This is a genomic window from Streptomyces sp. NPDC057302 (genome assembly GCF_042667685.1).
In the GTDB taxonomy this organism is placed as follows: Bacteria; Actinomycetota; Actinomycetes; order Streptomycetales; family Streptomycetaceae; genus Streptomyces.
In genome coordinates this window covers 1-24,736 of sequence record NZ_JBHUZJ010000042.1, presented here as the reverse complement: position 1 = coordinate 24,736, position 24,736 = coordinate 1, and the positions used below count along the sequence as shown (strand labels likewise).

Genomic DNA, 24,736 nt, shown 5'->3' with positions numbered 1-24,736 from the left:
CGCCGCTGGTTCGCCACCCGGCGTCGTGGGCACAGCAGGGACGGGCGGGTCGGAGACGCCGTCCTCGCCACTCACGCCGCGCTCTCCGTCACCGGCTCCGTCGTCGGCGTCGGCGCCGTCTGTGGCGCCACCGGTGCCTGTGGCTGCCAGCCAGGCCCCCGGAACACCCGTCCGCCCCGCTCGCGCCAACTGGTCGCCGACCTGAGGTCCTTGGCTATCGCCGCGTACTCGTGCGTGGCCACCCGCAGCGGATTGTGCGTGGCGATGTTCTTCGTGAGGCCGTAGACCGGGCGGTCCGTCTCCGCGACCCAGGAGCCGAACACGCGGTCCCAGATGATCAGGATGCCGCCGAAGTTGCGGTCCAGGTAGCCGCCCTGCGACGCGTGGTGGACGCGGTGGTGGGAGGGGGTGTTGAAGACGAACTCGAAGGGGCGCGGGAGCTTCCCGATGCGCTCGGTGTGGATCCAGAACTGGTAGACGAGGTTCGCCGACGAGCAGAACGCGAGCGCCGCCGGGTGCACGCCGAGCGCGATCAGCGGGACGTAGAACGGCCAGACCGTCAGGCTGGTCCAGGGCTGGCGCAGCGCCGTCGTGAGGTTGAACTTGCGGCTGGAGTGGTGCACGACGTGGCAGGCCCACAGGATGCGGATGACGTGGTGCCCGCGGTGCGACCAGTAGTAGAAGAAGTCCTGCCCGAGCAGCATCAGCGGGATCGTCCACCACAGGACGGGGATGTGCAGCGGCGTCAGCGCGTAGACCGCCGTGTAGATCGCGACGATGGGGATCTTCCACAAGAAGTCGAAGACCAGGCTGCCGAGCCCCATGGTGATGGAGGTGGCGGCGTCCTTCGTCTCGTACCCGGCTTCGTCCTCGTCGGGATGGATCCGGTGGCTGACGATCTCCACGACGGTGAGCAGCACGAAGGCAGGTATGGACCACAGCACGACATCGGGCAGGTTCGGCGGCATGCGTGCACCGTAAAGGCCCCTGGACGGCTGCCGCTAGACGTAGTTACCGACAAGTATTACCAGCGGTAAGAAGCCGGATGTTGGTGATCCCCGCCAAAAGCGGACGCTTAGCCACCTGCGGCCTGTCAGACACCTGCGGCCTCTCAGACACCCACGGCCCCGAGCAGCGCCCCCGCCCCGTACGTCACCGCCATCGCGAGCGCCCCTCCGGCCATGTTGCGCGCCACGGCGGGCCCCACGTCCGCCGATCCGAGCCGTGCGCTGCTCCAGCCCGTGAGGGCGAGCGCGCCCAGGACCGAGACGACGGTGACCGCCAGGCGCCAGTCGGCGGGCGGCAGGACCATCGCCAGGAGCGGCAGCAGGGCGCCCGCGGTGAAGGCCACGAAGCTGGCCCAGGCCGCGTGCCAGGGGTTGGTGAGCTGGTCGGGGTCGATACCGAGCTCCACGCGCGCGTGCGCCCGCAGCGCGTCCCGCTCGGTGAGCTGCTCCGCCGCCTCCCGGGCCACGTCCCGGCTCAGCCCGCGGTCCTCCAGGAGGTCCGTCAGCTCGGCCAGTTCGGCCTCCGGCTGCTCGCGCAGCTCGCGCTTCTCCATGGCGAGTGCGGCCTTCTCGGAGTCACGCTGGGTGGACACGGAGACGTACTCGCCCGCGGCCATCGACATCGAACCGGCGAGCAGCCCGGCGAGACCGGCCGTCAGGAGCGTGCTGCGGTCCCCCGTGGCGCCCGCGACGCCCACGACGAGGCCCGCCGTGGAGACGATGCCGTCGTTGGCCCCCAGCACGGCCGCACGCAGCCAGTTGAGGCGGGAGGCGAGAGCGCCGCCGTGTGCTTCGTCGTGTCCAGCTGCCTGATCGCTCACCCGGGGAGGGTCTCACCCCCGGGTGAGCGGGGCGGGCAGGGGCACGCCGTCACCAGACGCGTGCCGACCCTCCCGCGGCGAACACCGGGCTCGTCGCGCCGACGGGCGTCTCCTTGAGGGGTTCGTCCAGTTCCCGCACGGTCGGCCCGACCTTCGCGGCGATCGCGTCCAGGCGCTCCAGGTCGAAGTCGTAGACCCCGGCCGCGTTGCCGCCGACCATGGCCGCCACCTCCTCCTTCGGGATGCCCGCGTAGGCGATGCGCAGCCCTTCGCGCGAGAAGGGGTGCGTGCCTTCGTCGTGCGGGTAGTCGCTCCCCCACATGATCTTGTCGAGGCCGATCCGGTCCCGCATCCGCGCCTCGTGCGGGCGCATGAAGCTCGCGCCGACGAAGCAGTTCTCGCGCCAGACCTCGGACGGTCCCTTGCCCATCGATTCGGCCAGGCCCGCACCGAACTTGGCCTCCGCCGTCCCGCCGGCGCTCGCCTTCGAGGCCGCGGCGACCAGCCGCCCGTGGTAGTAGTCCAGCATGTCGAGCACGCCCGGGATCCAGCCCGAGCCCTGCTCGGTGAGCACGAGCCGCAGCTCCGGGTGGCGGCGGAAGGCCCCGCCGAACACCAGGTGCCACAGCGCCCGGTGCGAGAACCACGTCGTCTCCACCATGAACACGGCCCGCGCGGCCGGTTCCTCGCCCAGGGGCGGCGAGGCCGACCCCGCATGGTGGTTGACCGGCACCCCGCGCTCGGCGCAGGCCGCCCAGATCGGGTCGTACGTCGCCGAGTAGAGCTCGGGAAGTCCGCTGCCCGGCGGTGTGCCGGGCAGCAGGAGACCGCCCTTGAGGCCCGCGTCGGCCGCCCAGTGGATCTCCTTGACGGCCTCGGCCACGTCGTTCAGGAGGATCTGGAAGACGCCCGCCCTGCGCCCGTCGGCCGCGGCGCAGAAGTCGGCGAGCCAGCGGTTGTGGGCGCGCAGGCCGGCCCAGCGCTGTTCGAACTCCTCCCGTGTGGGCGCGGGCGCCATCAGGGAGGCGGTCGGGAAGAAGGGCGGGATGGTGTTCGGGAAGACCACCTCGGCGACGATGCCGTCCTGTGCGAGCTCGGCCAGCCGGCGGTCGGAGTTCCAGTTGCGGTCGGCGGTGTCGGCGAGCAGGTCCTCGTACGGATTGACATAGGTGGCCGCCCACGCGTCGAACGCGTCGTGGTGGCGGGACTCCAAGTAGGGCTTGTAGTCCAGGAGATCGGCGCCCGCGTGGCAGTCGGCGGAGATGACGGTGTAGCGCTCTTCGTTCGTGTCGTTCGTGTCGTTCGTGTCGTGCATGTCGTGCATGTCGTGGGATGTGTCTCGGGTCATGACTGGGCCCCCAGTACCGGGAAGTCGTGGTCCGTCAGCCAGTGCCGCCCCACGTCGCGCGAGCGCGCCCAGGACGCCTCGACGGCCGACCGGGCGGCTTCGTCGGTGGGCTGGCCGAGGTCGGCGGGTGTCGGGCCGATCCGGTGGGCGAGCGGCGCCAGCTTCTCGGTGTCGAAGCCGAAGACCTCGGCGGCCGCCAGGCCCAGCATCCGGCGGGTCTCCCCCACCGGGATGTCGTGGAACGTCTTCTTCAGCCACGTGCGCGTGTCGGGCCAGGTCCCTTCGGGGTGCGGGAAGTCGCTGCCCCAGAGGATGTTGTCCACGCCGATCTCGTAGCGCTGGGCGAGCTCGCGGCGCTTGGTGTTGGTGGCGCAGATGAAGAGCTGCCGGTCCAGGTACTCGTGCGGGGGCCGCTTGAGCTCCGCGAACGGGGAGAGCTTCTTGCCGCCGTGCGCGCCCAGGTAGAGGCGGTCCATGAACCACAGCAGGTTCGGCAGCCACCAGCAGCCGGACTCCGCGACGCCGAACTTCAGCCCCGGATGGCGTTCGAAGACGCCCGACCAGAGCATGAACCACAGTGGCCGCGCGGGCCACCAGGTCACTTCGGAGACGTAGATCCCCAGGTGGTCGCCGTACTCGTGGCGGGGCGCCGCCCCGGAGTGGGTCACCACCGGCATCGCGCACTCGGCCGCCGCCGCCCACACGGGGTCGTAACGGCGGTCGTGGTAGGGCGCCTTGTCGACCCACATGGAGGGGATCATCAGCGCGCCGAGCCCGGACTCCTTGGCCCGGTGCACCTCGGCGACGACACGGTCGGCCTCCCCGGTGATGGGCAACAGGGCGACCCCGCAGTGCCGTTCGGGGTGCTCGGACACGAAGTCGGCGAGCCAGCGGTTGTGCGCCTGGGCGCCCGCCATGCCGAGCTCCGGGTCCTGGTCCCCCGAGAGGCCGAGGCCCACCCCGAAGGGCGCGGCCGTCTGGCTGTCCACGGCGTCCGCGTCGGGGAAGACGACCTCGGCGGCCACCCCGTCGCCGTCGAGCTCTTTCAGGCGCTGCGCGGTCTCCCAGCCGCCGCGCAGGCCCTCCTCGTTGTCCTGGAACCACTTGACGGCGAACGCGTCGTTGCGGATGCCGAGACGGGTCGCCTCCGCACGGCGGGCGTCGCGCTCCCCGAGGAACTGGTCGAAGTCCCGGTGGAACCGGCTGTCGAGATAGGGCCGGTACTCCTCGGTGGGGAGCCCGGCGTGGCAGTCGGAGGAGATGATCAGGTAGGGATCCTGGTCGGTCATCACGTGCCCTTCAGTCCAGAATGAAGCTCTCCAGGTACGCCGGGTTGGCGCGGTCCAGCATCGATCGCGATCTGGCGTTGATCTGCCGGTCGCTGTGCTCGCTCTCCGGGAGCAGCCAGAAGCGGTCGGCCGCGATCCCCTCCGCCACGAAGTCCGCGACCTGCTCGACCGGGGTGAACTCCACCTCCTGGCCCGCGTCCTTCATCGCGGACTCCCACTGGTCGAGGCTGCGGTAAGGGGTCTTGCGGGGGCGGGACTTGGCGTACCGGTCGGGCCGGTTGCGGTGCGACTCCCACAGTCCGGTGCGCAGCATGTGCGGCCCCGGGAAGAGCACCGAAGCGCCCACGCGCGCGTGCTCCGCCTTCAGATGCGCGTACAGGGACTCCGTCATCGTCACGACGGCCGCCTTGGTGACCGCGTACACGGACGCCGTCGGCAGCGGCGCGATGCCGCCGTCGCCGGAGGACGTGTTGACGACATGACCGGGTTCGCCGCCCGCGATCATCCGGGGCACGAAGGCCTGGATGCCGTGGAAGACGCCCCACACGTTGACCTCGAAGGCCCACTTCCAGTCGTTCGGCTCGTGCTCCCACATGCGTCCCTCGGCGCCCGAGCCGACTCCCGCGTTGTTGCACAGCACATGGACGGCGCCGAACGTCTCGTACGCCGCTTCGGCGAGCGCGAAGACCTGCTCGCGCGAGCCGACGTCGACCACGCGCGCGTGCACGCTCGCCCCGTCCTCGCGCAGCCCGGCCGCGGCCTTCTCCAGGGCGCCCTCCTCGACGTCCGCGAGGACCACCTTCAGGCCCCCCGCCGCGAACCGCCGCGCCATGGCGAGGCCGATGCCGCTCGCCGCGCCCGTGACGACGGCGACCTGCCCTTCCCGCAACTCCATCTCAGAGGCTCCCCTCGGGCGGGCCGTCGAGGATCTGCTGCGGGTCGTCGTAGCGCTGGTGGATGTAGGGAAGCAGCGCCTGCGCGCTGACCCGCTCGGCCACCCGGCCCTTCTGGTCGGTGGTCTTCTCGCCGATGGTGATCTCGACGACCGCGCGTACGGGCAGGTCCGCGACCGGGTCGTACATCGACTCGCGCAGTACGACGTCCCCGGTGATGCCCTCCAGCTTGCGGACCTTCTCGTTGCGCACGCAGTGCACCAGCACCGGATCCGCGTCGAAGCCCGAACCGTCCACCGCGGGCAGGAACTTGAAGTAGAAGTCGGTCTTCTGGACCGGCTCGGGGAGCGGCAGGGCCCCGCCGACCGCGCCGCGCACCTCCACGAACGCGATGCCGTGCCGGGCCAGCCAGGCGCGGACGACGAGGCCGTCGCGCTCCACCTCGACCTCGCCCAGCTTCTTGGGCTCCCCGAAGACCTCACGCCCGCCGATCAGAGCCCGCTCATGGGTCATCGGCATGACCAGCGGATACCACCCCCGCACCCCGTCGTGCTCGGCGGCGACGGCCACCGAGCCCGCGCCGAGCGGATAGCCGGGCAGGTCGACCTTGCTGATGTTGGCCCGCACCAGGGGGCGGGCCGTGGGCTTGAGCGGGGGCGGCAGGACGGCCGCCACCGCGTCCGGATCGCTCTCCCAGACGGCCACCACGCCGGTGGACCAGATGTCGGGCAGCTTCGAACTCGCGGTGCGCGCCGCTGCGATCTCCGCCTCGGTGCGCGCTCCATAACGTACGCGTGCCATGTCGTACCACCCTTCGTCAGGACTGCATGAGGTCTTGCGGGCGGTTCTGTAACACAGTTACAACAGGAGGCGTGAAGAGTGAAGAGACGCGTACGCATCCGGACCGGGAACGCGGTCATCTCGACCGGGAACAGGTGCTCGCCGCCGCCACCGCCCTGGTGAAGCAGCACGGCCCGGGGGCGCTGACGATGCGCAAGCTCGCCGCCGAGCTCGGCACCGCCGTCACCTCGATCTACTGGCACGTCGGCAACCGCGAGTCGCTCCTGGACGCCCTCGTCGAGCGCACCCTCGCCGACCTCGGCGCGATCCATCCCGCAGGCCGGACCCCCGACCGGCGCATCGTCTCCGTGGCGCGCGCCCTGCGCAGGCAGCTGCGCGACCACCCGCACCTCGTCGCGATGGTGCACGAACGCGGCCTCACCGAGCGGATGTTCCTGCCCGCCCAGCAGGTCCTGGTCCACGAAGTCCACGCGGCGGGCCTGCGCGGCGCCCGCGCCGCCGACGCCGTACGCGCGGTCCAGGTCCACGTCGTCGGGCACGTCCTGGTCGAGCGCAACCGCGAACGCGCGCCCGTGCAGCGGCCGGGCGAGGAGGAACTGTGGGGCGCGCGGACGGCCGGGCACGACCCGGCGCTCGCCCGCGCGCTCGCCAGGCCCGTCGACCCCGAGGCGCTGTTCACCCTGTCGGTGAGGGCACTGGTGTCCGGACTTCTGGGCGCGGGAACCGACGGAACGACGCCGCACGGCGACGGAATCGGCCACACGGCCGACCCGCGCACCGGACCGGGGACCTGACTGTCAGTCGCGGCCCGTATCCTCATGGACCATGCTCGAAGACCAGACGACCGCAGCGTCCGCAGCCACCTGGCCGGCCGCGTACCCAACGGGGTACGCGGTCGTCGACGTCGAGACCACGGGTCTCGCCCGCGACGACCGCATAGTGTCGGCTGCCGTCTACCGCGTGGACGCCCAGGGCGAGGTGGAGGACCACTGGTACACCCTGGTCAACCCCCAGCGTGACCCCGGGCCCGTGTGGATCCACGGCCTCACCAGCGAGCTCCTCGCGGACGCGCCGCTCTTCAAGGACATCGCCGCCGAGTTCGCCGAGCGCCTCGCCGACCGCGTCCTGGTCGCGCACAACGCCGTGTTCGACTGGTCGATGATCGCCAGGGAGTACGCACGCGCGGAGCTCACCGCCCCCGTGCGCCAGCGCCTGTGCACCATCGCCCTCTCCAAGGAGCTGCGCCTACCGCTGCCCAACCACAAGCTGGAGTCGCTCGCCGCGCACTTCGGGGTCGAGCAGCGCCACGCGCACAACGCCCTGGACGACGCGCGCGTGCTCGCCGAGGCCTTCCGCCCCAGCCTCAAGGCCGCGGCCGGCGGCGGGGTGCGGCTGCCGCTCCTGGAGTGCCGTCCGCTCACCGAGTGGTCCGACGGCGCGGCCCGGATCGTCCGCCAGTCGGCGGGGCCGGGCTCCGCCGCGTCCTCGTACTCGTCGTACGGCCCGGGGAGTTGGCGCCCCTCGCGCAAGCGGCCCGCCTGCCCGTACCCCAACCCGGGTCGTTACGAAACGGGCAAAGCGCTCCAACAGGGCATGCGCGTCGCGTTCTCCGGCGACACCTCCGTCGAGCGCGATCTCCTGGAGGACCGCGCGGTCGAGGCCGGTCTGCACATCGCGACGAGCGTGTCGCGCCTGACCAGCCTGCTCGTCACGAACGATCCGGACTCGGGCACCTCCAAGACCGTGAAAGCGCGGTCCTTCGGCACCCCCGTCATCGACGAGGCCGCGTTCGGCCAGCTCCTCCAGGACGTCGCCCCCGCGGCTCCCGCGACGGGGGCCTGAGCCGCCCGCCGACGTCAGACGGGTGATTATCGGGCCGGTTCCCGCCTGCTTGCTCGCATGCGGGCGCCGCGCGTCCCACCCTGTGGCGCATGGCACGTTGCGAGGTCTGCGGAAACGACTACGGCATGTCCTTCGAGGTGCACGCGCAAGGCGCGGTGCACGTCTTCGACTGCTTCTCCTGCGCCATTCACCGCATGGCGCCCATCTGTGAGCACTGCCGCTGCCGGATCATCGGCCAGGGCGTGGAGGCCGACGGACAGTGGTACTGCGGTGCGCACTGCTCGCGGGCGGAGGGGCAGGTGGGCATCGTCGACAGGGTGTGACCCGGCCGCTCCCCCACGGGTGCCCGCCACCCCGTTCCGGAGTACCCCACCACCAGGCACCCCACGACCGAGTTGTACCGTCGTGGGGTGTACCGCTTCCTGTTGTCCCGGCAGTGGGTGATCCTCACCCTCATCGGCCTCGTCCTCATCCCCACGATGATCGAGCTGGGCTTCTGGCAATTGCACCGCCATGAGCACCGCGTCGCGCAGAACGCGGAGATCTCCAAGGCGCTGGACGCGAAGCCGGTCCCGGCCGAGCGGCTGACCTCACCAGGTCACTCCGTGGCGGACTCCGAGCGCTACCGCCGGGTGAGCGCCAAGGGGACGTACGACACGAAGGACGAGGTCGTCGTGCGGCGGCGCACGAACTCCGACGAGGAGATCGGCTTCCACGTCCTGACCCCGTTCGTCCTCGACGACGGCAAGGTCCTGCTCGTCAACCGGGGCTGGATCCCGGCGAACGGGCCGCAGACCGTGTTCCCGAAGGTCCCGGCGGCGCCCGAGGGCGAGCTCACCGTCACCGGCCGCCTGATGGCCGACGAGACGTCCGCGCAGAGCGGCATCAAGGACCTCCAGGGGCTGCCGGACCGTCAGATCATGCTGATCAGCAGCGGCCAGCAGGCGCACAGCCTCGGCAAGGAGGTGCTCGGCGGCTACGTGGAGCTGACCTCGCCGGAGCCCCCCGACAACTCCCCCCAGCTGATCGGCGAGCCCGAGCACGGCGACATCGGCCCGCACATGGCGTACGCCGTCCAGTGGTGGCTGTTCTGCTCGGGCGTCCCCATCGGCTGGGTGATCCTGGTGCGCAGGGAAGTGAAGGACCGCCGCGCGGCCGCCGCCCAGGCTCCGGCGCCGGAGGCCACACCCGCTTCGGTCTAGCCGAACCGCTCCCTCCAGGGGCACCTCCCTCGCGTTCCGCCGTCACGAGGCGGCAGGATAGGGCCATGGATCTTGGACTGAAGGACCGCGTCTACGTCGTCACCGGCGCCACCCGGGGCCTGGGCAACGCCGCCGCGCGTGCGCTGGTCGCGGACGGCGCGAAGGTACTGATCACCGGCCGGGACGAGAAGACGGTCGCCGAGGCGGCCGCCGAGCTCGGCGGCAACGCCCGGGGCCTCGCGGCGGACAACGCCGACCCGGCCGTCGCCGGCCGTCTGATCTCCGCCGCGCGTGAGCACTTCGGGCGCTTCGACGGTGTGCTGATCAGCGTCGGCGGCCCGGCGCCGGGTTTCGTCGCCGACAACACGGACGAGCAGTGGGAGTCGGCCTTCGAGTCCGTCTTCCTCGGCGCGGTGCGGCTCGCACGCGGCGCCGCGGCCGAGCTCGGTGAGGGCGGTGTCATCGGCTTCGTGCTCTCCGCCTCCGTGCACGAGCCGATTCCGGGGCTGACCATCTCGAACGGGCTGCGGCCGGGCCTCGCGGGCTTCGCGAAGTCGCTCTCCGACGAGCTCGGCCCCCGGGGCATCCGGGTCGTGGGGCTGCTTCCGTCCCGCATCGACACGGACCGGGTGCGGGAGCTGGACGCTCTCTCCGCCGATCCCGAGGCCGCCCGGGCGGGGCACGAGTCGCGGATTCCGCTGCGTCGCTACGGCACTCCGGACGAGTTCGGGCGCACGGCCGCCTTCTTCCTCTCGCCCGCCGCTTCGTATCTGACGGGGGTCATGCTGCCGGTGGACGGCGGGGCGCGGCACGGGTTCTGATCCCGTACAGAACACCCGCACGCGCCGGACGGGCTGGAACGTCCAGCCCGTCCCTCAACTGACCCGCTCGGCCCGATGCTTCGCGCCCCGCAGCTGCACCACCGCGGGCAGCCTGGCGAGCCCCGCCGAATCCCTCGCGTGCGCCAACGCCTCCGCACAGAGCCGCTGGAGCGCTTCGCCGGGCGTCGCGTGGGGCTCCAGGAGCAGGGCCACCCGTGCCTCCGGGGCGTTGCGGCGGCCGGTCAGGGAGACCGCGGCCCGCTGCACGCCCTCCAGCGACTCCGCCTCCCCCACCAGCACGCTCTCCAGGGCCCGCCCCCGCAGCAGCGCGCCCTCCCCGTCGCCGGTCTCCACCAGGACCTCGGCCAGCCTGCGCCGCCGCAACTGCGCCACCAGCCACCACAGGGCGAGCAGCAGGCAGACCGCGAGTACGGCGATCACGGTGGGCCAGAACCAGCCCTCGTCCCGCCACCGCGCCCGGTCCGCGTCGCTCAGCAGGACGTCACGCTTCCCGTCGTGGACCCACCACGACGGCGGTGACGCCCCGAGCCCGACGGCGAGGACCGAACCGCCGCCCAGCACGAGCACCAGGCCGATCAGGCCGAGGACCACACGGTTGACCGTCTTCAGCATCGCGAGCTCAGCCCTTCCTGCCCGGCCGTGCCACCCGGACCGAGAGCCCGGGGCTGCGGCCGAGGCCCAGGTCCCTGATGCCGTCGGCCAGCGTGGCGTCCAAGTCGCCGCGTACGTCGTCCAGTTCGCGGAAGTGCGAGACCGCGTGGACGTCCACCTTGGTGCGCGTCATGCGGACCCGCACCGACTGCACGCCGGACACGTCCATCGCCCGGTCCCGCAGCACCATCGCGGCGGCGCCGCGGTGCAGCCCCGCCCGTACGTCCTCGTCGCCGCGCCGCATCGCGAGGACCGCCCGCAGCCCCGGCGTCAGGGCGAGCACGATCAGCCAGATGCCGACGGCCGCGGCCACCCCGGCGCCGATGAGGACCGCCGTGTCGTCCAGCGGGCGCTCGCCGAGTTCGCGGGCGAGGTCGCGCCGCCATCCCATGGCCGAGTGCCCGGCCCGCACCGCCGCGATGTCGTACAGCACAAGCCCGGCGGCGCCCAGGAGCAGCAGCGCGACGACGGTGGCGGGCACGCGTCGCGGTGACCAGAAGCGGCTCGCCCTGCTCTCGTCGGCCAGCGTGGGCGGCGCGTCGTAGGACGCGGCGGACGCCGACTGGTCGAGTTCGCCCTCGGCCCGTTCGCCCGCGGCGCGTTCGCCCTGTGCACGTTCGACGACGGGCACCGGTTGCGTGCCGCCCCCGCCACCCGCCACATGAGACCCCTGAGCCTCGCTCATCGCGTCCTCCCCTGCGCAGCGGCGTGCACGTGTGCCGAGTGCAGCCGCTCCACCTGGACCGCGACCTCGGGCACTTCCATCCCCGCCAACGCCTTTACCCGCTGCGCGACTTGGCGACGCACCGCGCCGCACTGCCCGCCGATGTCCGAGGGGTAGTCCAGCTCGACGCTGATCCGCACCCGGGCGACGTCATGGCGCACGGTGACGGTCGCGTGCGGCGGCGAACCGTCCGCCGGCACCGCCGTCAGCGCCTCGCGCGCCGCCTGTGCCGCGATCTTCGCGACGACCCGGTCGGCGATCCGGGTCGCACCGCGCTCCGCGGGCGCGACCTGTGCCGCCACGGCTCACCGCCGCCGGTCGTCGCCACGGGTACGGAAGAAGTCGCCGAGCTCCAGGTCCCCCTCAAGGAACCGGCCCGCGACAAACCCTATGGCGCCCAGGGCTGCCACCAGCAAAAACGCCCCGAACCCACCGAAGTACCCGGCGAAACCGAGCGCCATTCCGGCCACCATGCCGATCACGGCCATGCTCATCGTGCGCTCCTTGGCAAGACGCGACTGACATCCGGCACCCGAACCGCCGCCGCGCTACTGAAGGCGGCCTTGCGGCTCATCGTCTTCCTCGTCCGGGAGTTTGACATCGCTCACCGCGATGTTGACCTCGACGACCTCGAGGCCGGTCATGCGCTCGACCGCCCCGATGACGTTCTCCCGCACGTCGCGCGTGACGTCCGCGATCGAGACGCCGTACTCGACGACGATCTCCAGGTCGAGGGCCGTCTGCACCTCGCCGACCTCGGCCTTGACGCCGCGTGAGACCGATTTGGAACCCGAGCCGCCGGGCACGCGGTCGCGCACGGCCCCGAAGGTCCTGGCGAGCCCGCCGCCCATCGCGTGCACGCCGTCGACGTCGCGGGCGGCGAGCCCGGCGATCTTCTCGACCACGCCGTCGGCGATGGTGGTGCGCCCCCGGGTGGCGGGGTCGCCGCCGCCCCTTCTGGTCGTACTGCTCTTGCCCGCCGCCTCGTCCGGAGGCTCCTTCGCGAGGGGCTCCTGAGGCCGGTTCCGCTGGCCGGTGTCGGTCATCGCCGTGTGTCCCTTTCGAACGGGGATCTACTCCTTCGCCCACACTAAGTGCGGTTACGTCCTCGCGCGCCAGGGATGCGGCAGGCTGGGGCAATGACCGGTGACGGATGGACCGAAGCGGTGCGGCGGCAGCTCGGCCTGGGGCGGGTCCTGCCCCTGGGAGGCCCCGGCGACGGCTCCTGGCTGACCGAGGCGTGCGCGGACGGAGTACTGCGCCATGCGGCGGAGCGCGTGAGCGGCGTACGGCTCGGCGGTCTGCGGGTCGCGCTCGCCGACACCTCAGAGGAGTACGTGTCCGCCGTGCCGTCACCGCCGAGCGCGCTGGCGCCGGGTCCGCTGCGGATCACGGCGGAGTTCGCCGCCGAGCCCACCGAGCCGCTTCCCGCGGCCGCGGCCCGGCTCCGGGCGGCGCTGTTCGCGGCGGCCGAGGAACGGCTCGGCCTGGTGGTCCAGGAGGTGGACCTCAGCGTGACGACGCTGCTCGACGCGGGGCAGGCCCCCGTGGACGTACACCCGGAGGCGAAGACAGCACCGGACGGCGCGCAGGCGGCTCCCGGTGACGGCGACGAGGCCCGCGCGGCCGGCGCCGCCCTCGGTGTGCCGGGCGTACGACGGCTGACCGGCGCGCTCGGCGGCTTCGGCCGCCCCGTCCACCTCGACGCTTCACCGGCGGCGGGCAGCGCCCTGCCGCGCCGTCACGCGCGCGTGGAGGTGGCGACGGACCGCGAACACCGCGCCCTGGACGTGGCGCTCGCGGTCCGCACGGCGGTCGGCGGCGCGCTGACGGACCACCCAACGGTTGCCGTCCTCGTCACGGCGGTGGAGTGACGGCTCAGTCGCCGAGCCCCGCCAGATCCCGCAGGCGACGCCCCTGCGCGGCGCGCTCGGCGGTGCGCTGCTCTTCGTACGTACGACCGACCACGCCCTGGAGGAGGGCCTTGGTCTCGACGACCGCGTCACGCGGCGCGGCAAGGAGCGCGGCCGACAGGTCGCTCACGGAGGCGTCGAGCTGGTCCGCGGGCACGACAAGGTTGGCCAGGCCCACACGCTCGGCCTCGGGCGCGTGGACGAACCGCCCGGTGGCGCAGATCTCCAGCGCGCGGGCGTAGCCGACGAGCCCCACGAGGGGGTGTGTGCCGGTGAGGTCGGGCACCAGGCCAAGGCTGGTCTCGCGCATGGCGAACTGCACGTCGTCGGCGACGATCCGCAGGTCACAGGCGAGCGCGAGCTGGAAGCCCGCACCTATGGCATGTCCCTGAACGGCGGCGATGGACACGATGTCGCTGCGCCGCCACCAGGTGAACGCTTCCTGGTATTCGGCGATCGTGGCGTCCAGGACGCCGTCGTCGCCGCGCGCCAAGTCGATGAATGACGGCTCGCCGTCGAAGCCCTCGGGCGTGAACGCCTGGCGGTCGAGACCCGCGGAGAAGGACTTGCCCTCACCGCGGAGCACGACGACACGGACACTGCCCGGCAACATCCGGCCTGCCTCGGCCAACGCCCTCCACAGCGCGGGAGATTGGGCGTTGCGCTTGGCCGGGTTGGCCAGCGTCACCGTGGCGACGGCCTCGTCGACAGTCAGGCGTACGCCGTCCTTGTCGAGTACCGGTGCGGATCCGCCGAGTTCACTGCCGGGCGAAACCATAGGGGCCTCCGATGGTGGTGTGCGGTCGGTCCGGACGCTCGTACGCGCCCGTAAGTGACTGCACAGTAACCACCCGGCCGATAGGGAGACCCCCCAGGTCCCTTTAAGGGCTCTGGGGGACGATCGACCGGGTGGCCACCGTCGAAGCCGGTGAACCGCCCGCAGCCGTCAGCCGGCTGCGGCCTTCTTGCCTCGCGTCGCCCCGCCGCGTCCCCGCAGCGTGACTCCGGATTCGCTGAGCATGCGGTGCACAAAGCCGTACGAACGGCCCGTCTCCTCAGCCAACGCCCGGATGCTCGCACCGCTGTCGTACTTCTTCTTCAGGTCTGCCGCGAGCTTGTCACGCGCGGCGCCGGTTACCCGGCTGCCCTTCTTCAGAGTCTCGGCCACCCGTGCCTCCTCATAGGAAGTGCGCTCTGGACTTCTCATGATCACCCCTCCCGGGCTTCCTGGCCACCCATTCGGCAAGGTCCGTACGACGAGGTTTCCCGCAGGAGAAGGCGGCACCACGAGCGGAATTAACGATTCCGCGCGTCGAATTCCGTACGGCCGAATGGGTTGCGGCGTGAAATGCCAGGTCAGCGCGGTGCAGGGAGAGGGCCGGGTCCGATGCCATTGCGGCAAGGGAAATCCGTGTATCCCACACTTCGGTACGAGGAGACCTCACACAGATGGAGGATCACGGATCGGCCGAATGATCCATACGCTGTGGATCAGTTATTCGATCAACCAATGTGGACGCCCCGGCGGCACGGCGTGCCGCACCGCCCGGGGGCCCGGTGGATCAGGCGAGCGCGACCAGATCCGCGTAGTCCTGGCCCCACAGGTCCTCGACGCCGTCGGGCAGCAGGATGATCCGCTCCGGCTGGAGCGCGTCCACCGCGCCCTCGTCGTGCGTGACGAGGACGACCGCGCCCTTGTAGGTGCGCAGGGCGCCGAGGATCTCCTCGCGGCTTGCCGGGTCGAGGTTGTTCGTGGGCTCGTCGAGGAGCAGCACGTTGGCGGAGGAGACCACCAGGGTCGCAAGCGCCAGACGGGTCTTCTCGCCACCGGACAGGACGCCCGCGGGCTTGTCGACGTCGTCGCCCGAGAAGAGGAACGAACCGAGCGTCTTGCGCACCGCCACGAGATCGAGGTCGGGGGCGGCCGAGCGCATGTTCTCCAGGACCGTGCGCTCCGGGTCGAGGGTCTCGTGCTCCTGCGCGTAGTAGCCGAGCTTGAGGCCGTGGCCCTCGATGATCTGCCCGGTGTCGGCCTTCTCGGCGCCGCCCAGGAGCCGCAGGAGCGTGGTCTTGCCCGCGCCGTTGAGGCCCAGGATGACCACGCGTGAACCCTTGTCGATGGCCAGGTCGACGTCGGTGAAGATCTCCAGGGAGCCGTACGACTTCGAGAGTCCCTCGGCCATCAGCGGCGTCTTGCCGCAGGGCGAGGGGTCGGGGAAGCGCAGCTTGGCGACCTTGTCGCTCTGGCGCACCTCGTCGAGGCCCGCGAGGAGCTTGTCGGCGCGCTTGGCCATGTTCTGCGCGGCGACCGTCTTGGTGGCCTTGGCGCGCATCTTGTCGGCCTGCGAGTGGAGCTGGCTGGCCTTCTTCTCGGCGTTCTGACGCTCGCGCTTGCGGCGCTTCTCGTCGGACTCGCGCTGCTGCTGGTAGAGCCGCCAGCCCATGTTGTAGACGTCGATCTGGGCGCGGTTGGCGTCCAGGTAGAAGACCTTGTTGACGACCGTCTCGACCAGTTCGACGTCGTGGGAGATCACGATGAAGCCGCCGCGGTAGGACTTCAGGTAGTCCCTGAGCCAGACGATGGAGTCGGCGTCGAGGTGGTTCGTCGGCTCGTCGAGGAGCAGGGTGTCGGCGTCCGAGAAGAGGATGCGGGCCAGCTCGACGCGGCGGCGCTGACCACCGGAGAGCGTGTGCAGGGGCTGGCCGAGCACGCGGTCGGGCAGGCTCAGCGCGGCGGCGATGGTGGAGGCCTCGGCCTCGGCGGCGTAACCGCCCTTGGTGAGGAACTCCGTCTCCTGGCGCTCGTACTGCTTCATCGCCTTGTCGCGGGTGGCGCCCGAGCCGTTGGCGATGCGCTGTTCGTTCTCGCGCATCTTGCGGATCAGGGTGTCGAGTCCGCGGGCGGAGAGGATGCGGTCGCGGGCGAGCACGTCCAGGTCGCCGGTGCGGGGGTCCTGCGGGAGGTAGCCGACCTCGCCGGAGCGGCTGATGGTGCCGCCAGCCGGGATGCCCTCGCCCGCGAGGCACTTGGTGAGCGTGGTCTTGCCCGCTCCGTTGCGGCCCACCAGGCCGATGCGGTCGCCCTTGGCGATGCGGAAGGTGGCGTTCTCGATGAGGATGCGGGCGCCGGCGCGCAGCTCGATGCCGGAAGCGGTGATCACGGACAGACTCCTGGGCAGGGGGTGGGATGGACGGCGGAAAGGCTGAAGGCGATCACGCCGTCTAATGCACGAGGAGAATGGCCATGCGGCCAATTCTAACGGGGCGGTGCAACCTCGTTTTCGGCCCGGGTGCGTACGCCGTCGGGGGCGGCGCCCGGCAGCTCGTTGCCCAGGGGCGTTCGCCGGGGCACGATCCGACCGAGGCCGTCCACCGCGATCAGCTGCGAGGTCCAGGGCGTCGCGGCGTCCGCGCAGGGCTGGGCGAGCATCAGGGCGCTCCCGTGGCGCACGGAGCGGGCGGGCTCGAAGGCGCAGCCGGGGCGGGCGGGCAGCACCCAGCGCAGGTCGCCGTCGGCGCTGCGGTAGGCGGCGATGCGCTGCGGGGTGATGACGGCGAGCATGCTGCCGCGGGGGTCGAGCGGCTGCAGGACCCCGGCGGCGCCGCGGGCGGCGGGAGAGCGCAGCCAGGGGGCGCTGCCGGGGATGGCGCGGTGCCAGCGGACGGCGCTGCCGTCGGCGCGTGCGGTGTCGGTGACCAGGCCGTCGCTCCAGAGCGCGATGGCGTGCCCGGGGGCGGGCAGCACGGTGAGCGGACGGGCTCCCTCGCGGGTGTACGTCCAGCGGGGACGGCCCGTCGCCGTTTCGTACGCCTGGACCGCGCGGCCCGTGGTCCGCAGCGCGGGGGCCGCCGCGAAGTGGGCCACGCGCGCGTGGACGGTGACGTGGTCTCCGTAGGGAGCCGGTCGCGAGTGGTGGGCCGCGGTGATCAGCGGCAGGGCGAGGAGGCCGAGGACCACCGGGAGCGCGATCCGTGAGCCGCGGCGGGCGGACACGGGCCCCGCCGACCTGGACGCGGTCACCTCGAACGGCACTGCGGACACGACGCCCCCTCTTCGACACCCCTGCCGGTACCTGTGCCGGTACCGCTGCCCCACGAACAGGCGCAGAGCGTAGCGGCGGGGCCACCGCGCGGCCCCGGGCGGCGGCCACGACACGGCACGCCGTTCGGGCAGGGTCCCCCGTTCGGACCCCCGTCCGGCGCCGCGCGAGGTGGGGCATATCAGGATGAAGGCGCCGACATCTCGGCACAGGGCGGTGCGACGCCGCCCCGGACGCGAGGCAGAGGGTGGTGCGCCCATGCAGTTCGACGACGACGCCGATCTGGACACGTCCGAGGTACAGGACGTGCGGAACAGCCGGATCCCCGGCGGCAAGGCGACGGTCGGCGGCGGCATCGCGGGGCTGATCGCGCTGCTTCTGGGGCTGTTCTTCGGGGTCGGCCCCGACCAGCTCGGCCTCTCGTCGGGCAACGAGGAGCCCGCCGCGAGCTCCTCGTCCCTCGCGCAGGTGCAGCAGAGCTGCCGTACGGGACAGGACGCGAACGCCAAGGACGACTGCCGGATGGTGGCGGTGGTCAACAGCGTGCAGGACTACTGGCGCCCCGAGTTCCAGCGCAGGAAGGGGACCTACTCCCCCGCGCCGACCGTCCTGTACAGCAACCGGGTGGGCACGGCCTGCGGCGCCGCGTCGTCGGCGGTGGGCCCCTTCTACTGCCCCGGTGACCGGAAGGTCTATCTGGACCTGGGCTTCTTCGACGAGCTGCGGACCAAGTTCGGCTCCAGCGGCGGCCCGTTCGCGCAGGCGTACGTCGTGGCGCACGAGTACGGGCACCACGTGCAGAACCTGATGGGGACGCTGCAGCGCTCCCAGGACGGGCGTACGGGGCAGAACAGCAACGCCGTGAAGGTCGAGCTGCAGGCCGACTGCTACGCGGGCGTCTGGGCGCGGCACGCGACCCGCACCCCCGACGAGAAGACGGGCAGGCCGCTGATCACCAGCCTCACCGACGCGGACATCCGCGAGGGCCTGGACGCGGCGGCCGCGGTCGGCGACGACCGCATCCAGGAGAAGTTCCAGGGCCGGGTCACCCCGGAGACCTGGACGCACGGCTCGGCCGAGCAGCGCCAGCAGTGGTTCTACCAGGGCTACCGCACCGGCGACATGGGGCAGTGCAACACCTTCCGGTGAGGCGCCCGGCAGGGCTCAGACGCCCCCGGTGTGCACCTGGAACGCCGCCCGGCGCACGGCCTTGGCCAGCGCCGGGTCGGGGTGGGCCGCGGCGAGGGCGACGAGGACCTGGACGGTGCGGGGGTGGCCGATGCGGCGGACCTCGTCGAGGAGCGCGGGCACCGTGGGCTGCACCGCGGACTCCAGGTGACGGATGAGGAGATGGGTCTCCCCGTGGTCGGCGACCGCCGCGGCGGTGTCGACCCACAGCCACGTCGACTCGTCCCGCGTCAGGACCAGGTGGACGTCCTCGGGGTCGGCACCCTCCTGCTCGGCGAGCCAGATGAGGGCGTAGGGCCGCAGCGAGGCCTCGTCCACCACGGCCCGCACCTCGGTCTCGGCCGGGGCGCCGACCACCCGCAGGGCCTCGAAGGCGAGGCCGCGCAGGAGGGCGTCCTCGCCGCGGGCGGCGTCCAGAAGCTCGGTGACGGCGCTGCCGACGGGGCGGGCGGCCAGCCAGGCGCGGTACTCGGAGCGGGCCGCGTTCGGGCGCAGGCGTGCGCAGCCGCGGAGCATGTCCTCGGCGGACTGCTCGATGTTGCCCGCCGGGCTCTGCGCGGCCACGCAGATCTGCTCCAGCTTGACCCAGACCGCCCAGCTGCCGAGCGGCGTGAGGGTGGCCTGCCCGTCGGCGTACGTCAGCGCTCCGACGGCGGCGAGGCCGCGCAGCGCCCAGTCCAGGAGGGTGGCGAGGGAGGGCGTGTCGGCCGGGTCCACCGGCTCGGGCTGCGGGCCGTAGGGGATCTCGCAGCGTTCCGTGCGCAGTTCCGTGACGCGCTGGTCCAGGAGGTCCAGGAGCTGCGGCAGGGGCACGGGGCCCGCGGAGAGCTGCAGCAGGGTGAGGAGCTGGGGCATGGCCTCGACGGTCTCGGCCACGGTGAGGGGCGCCAGTTCGCGCGACGCGGCGTGCGTGAGCGACCAGGCGTCGAAGAGGGCGACCCAGCCGCGCAGCACGGCGGCGTCGTCACGGTCCCAGGCCCGCAGCCGCCAGCCGGGGCGCGCGATGTCGCCGTGCACCTCGATGAGGCCGGCCAGGCGTGCGGTGTCCCAGTCGGCGCGGACCTGATCGGGGGTCAGCGCGAGGTCCGCGGCGGCCCGTTCGGCGGTCTCGGTGGAGAGGGTGCCTTTGCTGCCTTCACCGGCCTGGTCGGCCTGCTCGGCTTCGGCGGCCTGCTCGGCTTCGTCGGCCTGCTGGGCCTTGACGCCTTTGATGTCGGTCGCTCCCGCGCGGCCGCGTCCCGGGCGCAGGGAGGCGTCGGCCCAGCGGGCGATCCGGACGGCGTCGGCCAGCCGTACCCGCGCCATCCGGGCGAGCTCGCCGGGGGCGGGGGTGCCCTCGGGGGGCCGGGGCGCGGGACGGCGCGCACGCTGCTGCGTCACTGCGCCGGGGGTGGTCAGGGCTCGCGCTGTGCCGCGCTCCACCCCCGCTCGCCTCTCGGCCCTGGGGGACTGAGCGCGGACGAGTCGGAGCCTTGAGTCGCGCGGGATACGGGACGTCACGGGAGCAGTCTTCCTGTTGACGGTCCGAAAACCCAAACGGAATGTCTGCGCAAGGCTCCGGAGCGCTACGTCAAGGGGCTGTCGCGCACTACATGAGGGGCGTGAGGAAGCGCCGCAGCGCTTCTTCGTAGCCCGCCGGGTCGGCGTTCCACATGGCTCCGTGGGGCGCATCCGGAACGGTGTGGAGAGTGACGAGCTCCGGGCGTCGTTCGGCCAGTTGTCGGGAAAGCGCCCAGGGGGCGATGACGTCGTCGGGGCCGTGGAAGAGGAGCGTGGGGACGCCGAGCACCTCGGGGTCGGCGGCCTCCAGGATGCGGTCGCCGCGCAGGCCCGTGCGGCCCTGGGCGGCGCGCACCGCGAGCGGCAGCAGGGGGCCCGGCGTGCGCCGGGCCGCGGCGAGCGCCCGCAGGGTGGTCTCCCAGTTGAGCACCGGGGAGTCCAGGACGAGTCCGGTGATCCGGTCGCGCAGGGCCGAGCAGGCGGCGGCGTGCAGGGCCATGGCGGCGCCGGTGGACCAGCCGTGCAGGATCACGTTCCGTGCTCCGTAGCGCACGGCGTAGCGGATGGCGGCGTCCAGGTCGCGCCACTCGGTCTCACCGAGGTGACCGAGGCCGTCCGGTGAGCGGGGCGCGCCGATGTCGCCCCGGTAGGCGAGGTCGAGCACCGGGAACTGCTGGCGGTGCAGGAAGTCCATGACGACCATGGGGTGCTCGCGGGTCGTGCCGAGGCCGTGCACGGTGATCACCCAGGTGTCGCGGACGCCCGGCACGAACCAGGCGGGCAGTCCGCCGAGTTCGCCGGGGATGTCCACGTCCGCGTGGTCGATGTCCAGTGCCGCGTGCGGGTCGCCGATGTGGACCTGCGGGGTGAGCCAGACCTTGTCGCCGGGGTCCAGGGAGCCGTGCGTGACGCGCTCGAGGCGGCGTACGACGGTGTCCGCCGCGTGCGGGGCCGCGTCCAGGACGGGCCCGATCACCGCATGGCTTCCGTTGCCGCTGAGGCCGTACGTGCCGGGGCGCAGGCTCGCGAGGGCGCGGGTCAGGGTGATCTGGCCCGCGGCCGTGGAGTGGACCGTGAGGCGGGGCTCGGTCGGCAGCGGGCGTCCCGACGGCGCCTTCAGGGCCGCGTTGCTGGCGAACCGGCCCGCGGCGACGGCGGCTGCGCCGCCCAGGAGGGCGGTGGTGACGGCGGTGACGGCCGTTGCCGTCGCTTTGGCTGGGCGCACCTGCCCAGTGTCGGGCCGGTGGGTGGCCACGGCCAGTGGGCGGGACCTGCGGGGTGATGTCACCTCGTCCGCGTACCCGCGGCTGATGTCGTGAATCAGTGCGACGCCTCCCCCGTACGGGGCAGGCGCGGGCTCACCGCTGGCCGTAGCCCCGCAGCCTGTCCTCCGCCTCCCGCAGTTGGCCGGCGGACAGGAGCGTCGGCGCGTGCCCCGGGACCGCGCTGGCCGTCAGCCAGAGGCGGGACATCCACTCCAGCTGCGCCGTGCGGTCGTACGCCTGGTCCAGAGTGTCTCCGTAGGTGATGGTCCCGTGATTCTGCAGCAGGCAGCCGGTGCGTTCCCTGAGGGCCCGGAGCATGTTCTGCGCCAACTCGTCGGAGCCGTAGGGCGCATAGCGGGCGACCCGGGCAGGGCCGCCGAGCGCGGCCGCCATGTAGTGGATGGGCGGCAGCTCCGGGACGAGGGTGGAGACGGCGGTGGCGTGCACCGCGTGGGTGTGGACCACGGCTCGGGCGTCCGTGGTGCGGTAGACCGCCAGGTGCATGGGCAGTTCGCTGGTCGGGGCGAGTTCGCCGAAGAGCCGGTTGCCGTCCGCGTCGACACCGACCGCGTCCTTCGGCCCCAGGCGGTCGTACGGCACGCCGCTCGGCGTGACCAGGATCGTGCCGCCGACGCGCACCGAGAGGTTGCCCGACGTGCCGACCACCAGGCCGTCCAGGACCGTCCTGCGGGCCGCCGCCACCAGCTCGTCCCACGCCCGCCCCAACGCGCCCTGCCGGTCTTCGTCCCGCTGCTCCGTCATGCCGTGATCCTTGCATTTCCCCTGCGACACGGGCCGGGTGGTGATCGACCGGCATGCGGTGATCTTCCAGTAGCCTCTCGGTGATTTGTCCCACACGTCGCCATCCGGGGGAAATATGGCCCGTGACCGCACACCGTCCCGCCACCGCCACCGCCTCCGCCACCGCCACGCTCGCGTCATCGCGGCCTCGGTGGCGGCTCTGGCCCTCGCGGGAACCGCCCTCGCCGAGATTCCGGTTTCGGCGGCGGGCCAGCCGCGGGGGCACGACGTCTCGTCGCACCAGAAGAACGTCGACTGGCAGAAGGCGAAGAGCAGGGGCGCCCGCTTCGTCTACGTCAAGGCCACCGAGTCCCACACGTACCGCAACCCCCACTTCGAGCAGCAGTACAACGGCTCCCGCCGCGCGGGCATCATCCGCGGCGCCTACCACTTCGCCGTGCCGAGCAAGTCGTCCGGCAGGAAGCAGGCCGCGTACTTCATGGACCACGGCGGCAAGTGGCGGGCGGACGGCTGGACGCTGCCGCCCGCGCTCGACGTCGAGAACAATCCGTACGGCTCGCACAAGTGCTACGGAGTCGGCAGGACCGGCATGGTCGACTGGATCAAGTCCTTCAGCGACGAGGTCGTACGGCAGACGGGGCGGCGCCCGGTGATCTACACGACCACCAAGTGGTGGGACGACTGCACGGGCGGCAGCCGCGCCTTCGGTTCGGATCACGCGCTGTGGCTGGCACGCTGGTCGTCGACGCCGGGGAAGCTGCCCGCCGGGTGGTCGTTCCAGACGATCTGGCAGTACGCCAACAGCGGCAGGCTGCCGGGTGATCAGAATCTCTTCAACGGCTCGCCGGACCAGTTGAAGAGGTTCGCCCGCGGGTAGCCGGAGACCCTTGGAAGCCTGGATACCGGGCCCCGCACCGGCGCCCCGGACGATTTCGCCGGGGCGGCGGAGGAACCGGAGCGACGATGCCCCGAATTGGGTCACCGCAAGGCCCGACCCAGTTCACTTTCCGTTCACCCAGGTTGCCTACGTTCCACTTGCCACTGACGTCCAACAGAAGCCTGGGTAAATGGAACACATCACGCTTCTCCTCGGGATCGTGATCGTTACCGCTCTCGTGTTCGACTTCACGAACGGTTTCCACGACACAGCCAACGCGATGGCCACCACCATCTCGACCGGCGCTCTCAAGCCCAAGACGGCGGTGGCCATGTCCGCCGTGCTGAATCTCGTCGGCGCGTTTCTGTCGGTGGAGGTCGCCAAGACGATCTCCGGCGGCATCGTCAACGAGGACGGACTGAAGACAGAGGTGATCTTCGCGGCCCTCGTCGGCGCGATCCTCTGGAATCTCCTGACCTGGCTGGTGGGCCTGCCCTCAAGCTCCTCCCACGCACTCTTCGGCGGCCTCATCGGCGCCGCGGTCATGTCGATGGGCTGGTCGTCGATCAACGGCGGCACCGTCGTCACCAAGATCCTGCTCCCCGCGATCGCCGCGCCCCTCGTGGCCGGCATCGCCGCGACGCTGGCGACGCGCCTGACGTACCGCATCGGGCGCAATACCGACACCAAGGCGACCGCCAAGGGCTACCGCACCGGTCAGATCGCCTCCGCGGGCCTCGTCTCGCTGGCGCACGGCACGAACGACGCGCAGAAGACCATGGGCATCATCACGCTCGCCCTGATCACCGGCGGCGTCCTGAACCCGGGTGCCAACCCCCCGATGTGGGTCATCGTCTCGGCCGGTGTCGCCATCGCGCTCGGCACCTACCTCGGCGGCTGGCGCATCATCCGCACCATGGGCAAGGGCCTCACGGACCTCGCGCCGCAGCAGGGCTTCGCCGCCCAGACCAGCGCCGCGACCGCGATCCTCGCCTCCTCGCACATCGGCTTCTCGCTCTCCACCACCCAGGTCTGCTCGGGCGCCGTGATGGGCGCGGGCCTCGGCCGCAAGGGCGGTGTGGTCCGCTGGTCCACGGCGACCCGCATGTTCGTCGCCTGGGGCCTGACGCTCCCGGCCGCGGGTCTGGTCGGCGCGGGTGCGGAGTTCCTCACCAAGCAGGGCCCCTGGGGCGTCGCGGCGACCGCCGCGCTCCTCATCGGCGGAGCCGGCGTCATCTGGGTGCTGTCCCGGCGCGACGCCGTCGACCACACGAACGTCGCCGACGACGAGATCCGCAGCACCTTCGCGGACGAGCCGGCGGGCGTCGTGACCACCGCGATCGCCGCCGTCACCCCGCCGCCCACCGGGTCGGCCGTGACGAGCCCCGACGTCGACCTCGTCAAGGCCACCATCCCGGCCCCGACCGGCACCGTGGCGGATCCCGCCCGGCCCGCCACGGTGTAAGGAAAAGTCAGCATGAACATCGACTGGGCAGCTCTCGGCTCCGTCTTCGGAGTCAGCCTCGGCGTGACGGTGGCCCTGGTGGGCCTGTTCACCCTCGGCATCGTCGGCCTCTCCAAGCGCGAGGCGGCACCGTCCGGCGCGGCCACCACAGGCTCCGCCACCGCCGGCGGACCCCCGGTGGCGGCACGCACGGGCGCGTACGTGTGCTTCGCGCTCTGCGCGGCGGCCGTGGCGTACGGGATCTATCTGATCGTCGCCTGACGATCACCACCTCCTGAGAGCCGGGTGGGACGCACCTCATGGGTG

General features: G+C 72.0%; 28 protein-coding genes. 10 read left to right on the top strand and 18 right to left on the bottom strand.

Annotated features, from left to right (window positions below; genetic code table 11):
* Positions 1-71: 71 nt before the first annotated feature.
* From ACFUPX_RS26345 to ACFUPX_RS26320, 6 genes are all read right to left on the bottom strand, one after another.
* A complete protein-coding gene (locus ACFUPX_RS26345) occupies positions 72-968 on the bottom strand; it encodes a sterol desaturase family protein (protein WP_383327465.1) in 897 nt (298 codons plus the stop codon).
* Between the two features lie 143 nt (positions 969-1,111).
* Complete coding sequence (locus ACFUPX_RS26340) at positions 1,112-1,828, bottom strand: VIT family protein (protein WP_383327462.1); 717 nt, start codon at positions 1,826-1,828, stop codon at positions 1,112-1,114.
* A gap of 49 nt (positions 1,829-1,877) precedes the next feature.
* On the bottom strand, positions 1,878-3,143 hold the full coding sequence (locus ACFUPX_RS26335) for an amidohydrolase family protein (protein WP_383327622.1): 1,266 nt from the start codon (positions 3,141-3,143) through the stop codon (positions 1,878-1,880).
* Between the two features lie 29 nt (positions 3,144-3,172).
* Positions 3,173-4,465, bottom strand: a complete 1,293-nt coding sequence (locus ACFUPX_RS26330) for an amidohydrolase family protein (protein WP_383327459.1) — start codon at positions 4,463-4,465, stop codon at positions 3,173-3,175.
* A gap of 10 nt (positions 4,466-4,475) precedes the next feature.
* Entirely contained in the window at positions 4,476-5,360 is an 885-nt protein-coding gene (locus ACFUPX_RS26325; RefSeq protein ID WP_383327456.1) for an SDR family NAD(P)-dependent oxidoreductase, read from the bottom strand.
* 1 nt (position 5,361) lies between these two features.
* Entirely contained in the window at positions 5,362-6,159 is a 798-nt protein-coding gene (locus tag ACFUPX_RS26320; protein ID WP_383327453.1) for an acetoacetate decarboxylase family protein, read from the bottom strand.
* 71 nt (positions 6,160-6,230) lie between these two features.
* On the opposite strand from ACFUPX_RS26320, the gene ACFUPX_RS26315 reads away from it, so the two are divergent.
* The 5 genes from ACFUPX_RS26315 (at position 6,231) to ACFUPX_RS26295 (ending at position 10,024) form a co-directional block, all read left to right on the top strand.
* Positions 6,231-6,953, top strand: a complete 723-nt coding sequence (locus ACFUPX_RS26315) for a TetR/AcrR family transcriptional regulator (protein ID WP_383327451.1) — start codon at positions 6,231-6,233, stop codon at positions 6,951-6,953.
* 31 nt (positions 6,954-6,984) lie between these two features.
* Positions 6,985-8,001 (top strand): DEDDh family exonuclease, encoded by a 1,017-nt coding sequence (locus ACFUPX_RS26310; protein WP_383327448.1) that lies wholly within the window; start codon positions 6,985-6,987, stop codon positions 7,999-8,001.
* 89 nt (positions 8,002-8,090) lie between these two features.
* Complete coding sequence (locus ACFUPX_RS26305) at positions 8,091-8,324, top strand: hypothetical protein (protein WP_135331724.1); 234 nt, start codon at positions 8,091-8,093, stop codon at positions 8,322-8,324.
* A gap of 87 nt (positions 8,325-8,411) precedes the next feature.
* The gene (locus tag ACFUPX_RS26300; protein ID WP_383327444.1) at positions 8,412-9,203 is read left to right on the top strand and encodes an SURF1 family protein; all 792 of its coding nucleotides are present in this window, start codon (positions 8,412-8,414) and stop codon (positions 9,201-9,203) included.
* 65 nt (positions 9,204-9,268) lie between these two features.
* The gene (locus ACFUPX_RS26295; protein ID WP_383327441.1) at positions 9,269-10,024 is read left to right on the top strand and encodes an SDR family oxidoreductase; all 756 of its coding nucleotides are present in this window, start codon (positions 9,269-9,271) and stop codon (positions 10,022-10,024) included.
* 54 nt (positions 10,025-10,078) lie between these two features.
* On the opposite strand, the gene amaP is transcribed toward ACFUPX_RS26295, so the two are convergent.
* From amaP to ACFUPX_RS26270, 5 genes are read right to left on the bottom strand one after another with little or no spacing between them, the layout of a single operon-like run.
* On the bottom strand, positions 10,079-10,657 hold the full coding sequence (gene amaP / locus ACFUPX_RS26290) for an alkaline shock response membrane anchor protein AmaP (RefSeq protein WP_383327438.1): 579 nt from the start codon (positions 10,655-10,657) through the stop codon (positions 10,079-10,081).
* Positions 10,658-10,664: 7 nt separating this feature from the next.
* Positions 10,665-11,381, bottom strand: coding sequence for a DUF6286 domain-containing protein (locus ACFUPX_RS26285; RefSeq protein ID WP_383327435.1), 717 nt, complete (start codon positions 11,379-11,381; stop codon positions 10,665-10,667).
* Positions 11,378-11,722 (bottom strand): hypothetical protein, encoded by a 345-nt coding sequence (locus tag ACFUPX_RS26280; protein ID WP_383327432.1) that lies wholly within the window; start codon positions 11,720-11,722, stop codon positions 11,378-11,380. Before ACFUPX_RS26280 ends, ACFUPX_RS26285 begins: the two co-directional genes overlap by 4 nt.
* Before the next feature lie 3 nt (positions 11,723-11,725).
* Complete coding sequence (locus ACFUPX_RS26275) at positions 11,726-11,914, bottom strand: hypothetical protein (RefSeq protein WP_249590721.1); 189 nt, start codon at positions 11,912-11,914, stop codon at positions 11,726-11,728.
* 54 nt (positions 11,915-11,968) lie between these two features.
* Positions 11,969-12,466, bottom strand: a complete 498-nt coding sequence (locus ACFUPX_RS26270) for an Asp23/Gls24 family envelope stress response protein (protein ID WP_383327428.1) — start codon at positions 12,464-12,466, stop codon at positions 11,969-11,971.
* Between the two features lie 93 nt (positions 12,467-12,559).
* On the opposite strand from ACFUPX_RS26270, the gene ACFUPX_RS26265 reads away from it, so the two are divergent.
* Positions 12,560-13,294: a nucleopolyhedrovirus P10 family protein gene (locus ACFUPX_RS26265; protein WP_383327425.1), complete on the top strand. Its 735-nt coding sequence runs from the start codon at positions 12,560-12,562 to the stop codon at positions 13,292-13,294.
* Between the two features lie 4 nt (positions 13,295-13,298).
* Here ACFUPX_RS26265 and ACFUPX_RS26260 read toward each other — a convergent pair whose 3' ends face one another.
* The 4 genes from ACFUPX_RS26260 to ACFUPX_RS26245 all read right to left on the bottom strand — a co-directional run bounded on the left by ACFUPX_RS26260 (position 13,299) and on the right by ACFUPX_RS26245 (position 17,375).
* Entirely contained in the window at positions 13,299-14,111 is an 813-nt protein-coding gene (locus ACFUPX_RS26260; RefSeq protein WP_383327422.1) for an enoyl-CoA hydratase/isomerase family protein, read from the bottom strand.
* Between the two features lie 168 nt (positions 14,112-14,279).
* A complete protein-coding gene (locus tag ACFUPX_RS26255; RefSeq protein ID WP_249590717.1) occupies positions 14,280-14,501 on the bottom strand; it encodes a helix-turn-helix domain-containing protein in 222 nt (73 codons plus the stop codon).
* Positions 14,502-14,895: 394 nt separating this feature from the next.
* Positions 14,896-16,494, bottom strand: a complete 1,599-nt coding sequence (gene abc-f, locus ACFUPX_RS26250; protein ID WP_383327418.1) for a ribosomal protection-like ABC-F family protein — start codon at positions 16,492-16,494, stop codon at positions 14,896-14,898.
* A 95-nt stretch (positions 16,495-16,589) separates the two neighbouring features.
* On the bottom strand, positions 16,590-17,375 hold the full coding sequence (locus ACFUPX_RS26245) for a hypothetical protein (protein ID WP_383327415.1): 786 nt from the start codon (positions 17,373-17,375) through the stop codon (positions 16,590-16,592).
* 256 nt (positions 17,376-17,631) lie between these two features.
* On the opposite strand from ACFUPX_RS26245, the gene ACFUPX_RS26240 reads away from it, so the two are divergent.
* Entirely contained in the window at positions 17,632-18,522 is an 891-nt protein-coding gene (locus ACFUPX_RS26240; RefSeq protein WP_383327412.1) for a neutral zinc metallopeptidase, read from the top strand.
* 15 nt (positions 18,523-18,537) lie between these two features.
* Here ACFUPX_RS26240 and ACFUPX_RS26235 read toward each other — a convergent pair whose 3' ends face one another.
* The 3 genes from ACFUPX_RS26235 to ACFUPX_RS26225 form a co-directional block, all read right to left on the bottom strand.
* Complete coding sequence (locus ACFUPX_RS26235) at positions 18,538-20,061, bottom strand: hypothetical protein (RefSeq protein ID WP_383327409.1); 1,524 nt, start codon at positions 20,059-20,061, stop codon at positions 18,538-18,540.
* Between the two features lie 88 nt (positions 20,062-20,149).
* Positions 20,150-21,286 carry an alpha/beta hydrolase gene (locus tag ACFUPX_RS26230; RefSeq protein WP_383327406.1) on the bottom strand — a complete coding sequence of 379 codons (1,137 nt, stop codon included), beginning with the start codon at positions 21,284-21,286 and terminating at the stop codon, positions 20,150-20,152.
* A gap of 133 nt (positions 21,287-21,419) precedes the next feature.
* A complete protein-coding gene (locus ACFUPX_RS26225) occupies positions 21,420-22,088 on the bottom strand; it encodes a class II aldolase/adducin family protein (protein WP_383327403.1) in 669 nt (222 codons plus the stop codon).
* Positions 22,089-22,203: 115 nt separating this feature from the next.
* On the opposite strand from ACFUPX_RS26225, the gene ACFUPX_RS26220 reads away from it, so the two are divergent.
* The 3 genes from ACFUPX_RS26220 (at position 22,204) to ACFUPX_RS26210 (ending at position 24,691) form a co-directional block, all read left to right on the top strand.
* Positions 22,204-22,965 (top strand): lysozyme, encoded by a 762-nt coding sequence (locus ACFUPX_RS26220; protein ID WP_383327400.1) that lies wholly within the window; start codon positions 22,204-22,206, stop codon positions 22,963-22,965.
* A gap of 190 nt (positions 22,966-23,155) precedes the next feature.
* A complete protein-coding gene (locus tag ACFUPX_RS26215) occupies positions 23,156-24,430 on the top strand; it encodes an anion permease (RefSeq protein WP_383327397.1) in 1,275 nt (424 codons plus the stop codon).
* A gap of 12 nt (positions 24,431-24,442) precedes the next feature.
* A complete protein-coding gene (locus ACFUPX_RS26210; protein ID WP_383327394.1) occupies positions 24,443-24,691 on the top strand; it encodes a hypothetical protein in 249 nt (82 codons plus the stop codon).
* Positions 24,692-24,736: the final 45 nt, after the last annotated feature.